The organism is Streptomyces sp. Isolate_45 (assembly GCF_024721315.2).
Classification (GTDB): domain Bacteria; phylum Actinomycetota; class Actinomycetes; order Streptomycetales; family Streptomycetaceae; genus Streptomyces.
Map to the genome: position 1 here is coordinate 1 of NZ_JANFAK020000297.1, position 2995 is coordinate 2995.

2 protein-coding genes are annotated in these 2995 nt (G+C 71.5%); one reads left to right on the forward strand and one right to left on the reverse strand.

The window, feature by feature from the left end; all coding sequences use genetic code 11:
• Positions 1 to 238: 238 nt before the first annotated feature.
• On the reverse strand, positions 239 to 1483 hold the full coding sequence (locus NOD94_RS40245; protein ID WP_281211205.1) for a cytochrome P450: 1245 nt from the start codon (positions 1481 to 1483) through the stop codon (positions 239 to 241).
• Between the two features lie 243 nt (positions 1484 to 1726).
• Here NOD94_RS40245 and NOD94_RS40250 point away from each other — a divergent pair, with 243 nt between their 5' ends.
• Entirely contained in the window at positions 1727 to 2896 is a 1170-nt protein-coding gene (locus tag NOD94_RS40250; RefSeq protein WP_281211206.1) for a steroid 3-ketoacyl-CoA thiolase, read from the forward strand.
• Positions 2897 to 2995 lie beyond the last annotated feature (99 nt).

Sequence of the window (2995 nt, forward strand, 5' to 3'; positions counted from 1 at the left end):
CCCCCCCCCCCCCCCCCCCCCCCCCCCCCCCCCCCCCCCCCCCCCCCCCCCCCCCCCCCCCCCCCCCCCCCCCCTTCGGTGGATCGTCGCGTCCTGTCAGGATCGGGCCCCGGGCGCGATCGCGCCACTCGGGCGGGTCCCGGGGGCGCGGCCCGCGCCGTGACCCCGGTGGGCGGCAGGGGCCGGGGCGTGGGTGGAACGGCCCCTGCCGCTCCGGAACCGGTACGGCCGCGCGTGCTCAACCGCGGCTGACCCGGAGCTCCTTGATGCCGTTGAGCCAGGCCGCGCGCAGCCGGCGCGGGTCCTCGCCGGTCAGTCGCAGGTCGGGCAGGGCGTCGGCGAGGGCGTTGAAGATCAGGTCGATCTCCATGATGGCCAGCGACTTGCCGAGGCAGAAGTGCGGGCCGCCGCCGCCGAAGCCGAGGTGCGGGTTCGGGTCGCGGGTGATGTCGAAGCGGCCGGGATCGGTGAACACCTCGGGGTCGTGGTTGGCGGAGGAGTAGAACATCCCCACCCGGTCGCCGGCCTTGATCTTCTGGCCGCCCAGTTCGGTGTCCTGGGAGGCGGTGCGCTGGAAGGACACGACGGGGGTGGCCCAGCGGACGATCTCCTCGGCCGCGGTGGCGGGCCGGGTCTCCTTGTACAGCTCCCACTGGTCGGGGTGGGTGAGGAAGGCGTGCATGCCGTGGCTGATGGCGTTGCGGGTGGTCTCGTTGCCCGCGACCGCCAGCAGCAGGACGAAGAAGCCGAACTCGTCGGAGCCCAGGTTGCCCTGGCCCTCGGCGGCGACCAGTTGCGTGACGATGTCCTTGGCGGGGCATTCCTTGCGCTCGGCCGCCAGGTTCATCGCGTAGCCGATGAGTTCCATGGCGGCGTTCGCGCCGACCTCTTCGGTGATCGCGTACTCCGGGTCGTCGTAGGCGATCATCTTGTTCGACCAGTCGAAGATCCGGGCCCGGTCCTCCTGCGGTACGCCGATCAGCTCGGCGATGGCCTGGAGGGGGAGTTCGCACGCCACCTGCGTGACGAAGTCGAAGCTGCCGTCGGCGGACGCTGCCAGGGCTTCCTCGGCGATCTTCCGGGCCCGGTCGCGCAGGGCCTGTTCCAGGCCGCGGATGGCGCGCGGGGTGAAGCCGCGCTGGACGATCTGGCGTACGCGCGTGTGTTCCGGCGGATCCATGTTCAGCATGATCAGTCGCTGGGCATCAATGGCATCACGCGGGACGTGCTCGTTGAAGCGGATGATCGCCGTGTTGGTGGTGGAGGAGAAGATTTCCGGGTGCGTGGAGACGTACTTGACGTCCGCGTGCCGGGTCACGACCCAGTAGCCCTCGTCGTCGAAACCGGTGATGCCCCGCCGCTGCGGGCACCACCACACCGGCGCCGTCTGCCGCAGCTCGGCGAACTCCGGCAGCGGGACGCGGCTTTGGAGGAGGTCGGGGTCGGTGGCGTCGAAGCCTTCGGGCAGCGCGGGACAGGGCATCGGGGCGACTCCAAAGTCTGACGGAGCATCAGAAGCTGGCTTGAACGTAATAACGAGTTCTAGAAGAGGCAAGGGTCGGAACGCCACCTGTTGCGTGTGGAATCCGTGTAAGCCGCGTGCAAGACCCTTGCGTGCCGGGGGTCCGGGTCATAAGACTGCGGGGGAGAACTAGAACGCGTACTAGTTCGGGCGGGGCGCCGGGACGGCCCGCCGCGCTGGCGCTGTGCAGGAGAGGACGAGCTCATGGCCGCGGAACCCGTCATCGTCGAAGCCGTACGCACCCCCATCGGGAAACGCGGGGGCGCGCTGGCCAACCTCCATCCCGCCTACCTCCTCGGCGAGACCTACCGCGAACTGCTCGCCCGGACCACCATCCAGCCCGACTGCGTCGAGCAGGTCGTCGGCGGCACCGTCACCCACGCCGGCGAGCAGTCGATGAACCCGACCCGCAACGCGTGGCTCGCCATGGGGCTCCCGTACGAGACCGCCGCGACCACGGTGGACTGTCAGTGCGGCAGCTCCCAGCAGGCCAACCACATGGTCGCCAACATGATCTCCAGTGGGGTCATCGACGTCGGCATCGCCTGCGGAGTCGAGGCCATGAGCCGCGTCCCGCTGGGATCCGGTTCCAAGCACGGCCCGGGCAAGCCGTTCCCCGACGAGTGGAACGTCGACCTCCCGAACCAGTTCGAGGCCGCCGAACGCATCGCCCGCCACCGGGGCCTGACCCGCGAGGACGTCGACACGCTGGGCCTGCTCTCCCAGGAACGGGCCGCCGCCGCCTGGGCGGAGGAGCGCTTCAAGCGCGAGACCTTCGCCGTCCAGGTACCCACCACCGAGGCGGAACAGGCGGCCGGACAGGGCATGTGGCGCCTGGTCGACCGGGACGAGGGCCTGCGCGACACCAGCATGGAGGCCCTCGCCCGTCTCAAGCCGGTCATGCCGACGGCCGTGCACACCGCCGGGAACTCCTCGCAGATCTCCGACGGCGCCGCCGCCGTGATGTGGGCCTCCCGCAAGATGGCCCGGGCGCTCAAACTGCGCCCGCGGGCCCGGATCGTCGCCCAGGCGCTGGTCGGATCCGACCCGCACTTCCACCTCGACGGACCGATCGACGCCACGCGGGCCGTACTGGGCAAGGCCGGCATGTCGCTCAAGGACATCGACCTCGTCGAGATCAACGAGGCCTTCGCCTCCGTGGTCCTCAGCTGGGCCCGGGTCTTCGACCAGGACCTGGAGAAGGTCAACGTCAACGGCGGCGGCATCGCGCTCGGCCACCCCGTCGGCGCGACCGGAGCCCGTCTGATCACCACCGCGCTGCACGAACTGGAGCGACGCGACAAGGAGTTCGCGCTGATCACCATGTGCGCGGGCGGCGCGCTGGCCACGGGCACGATCATCCAGCGCCTCTGAACCGTCGGGGGGCGGGGAGGGGGGCCCGGGGGGGGGGGGGGCCCCCCGCCCCCCCCCCCCCCGCCCCCCCCCCCGCGGGGGGGGGGGGCCCCCCCCCGG

Coding starts and splice junctions, on each gene's coding strand:
- NOD94_RS40245 (WP_281211205.1), bottom strand. CDS start 1,483: ATGCCCTGTCCCGCGCTGCCCGAAGGCTTCGACGCCACCGACCCCGAC.
- NOD94_RS40250 (WP_281211206.1), top strand. CDS start 1,727: ATGGCCGCGGAACCCGTCATCGTCGAAGCCGTACGCACCCCCATCGGG.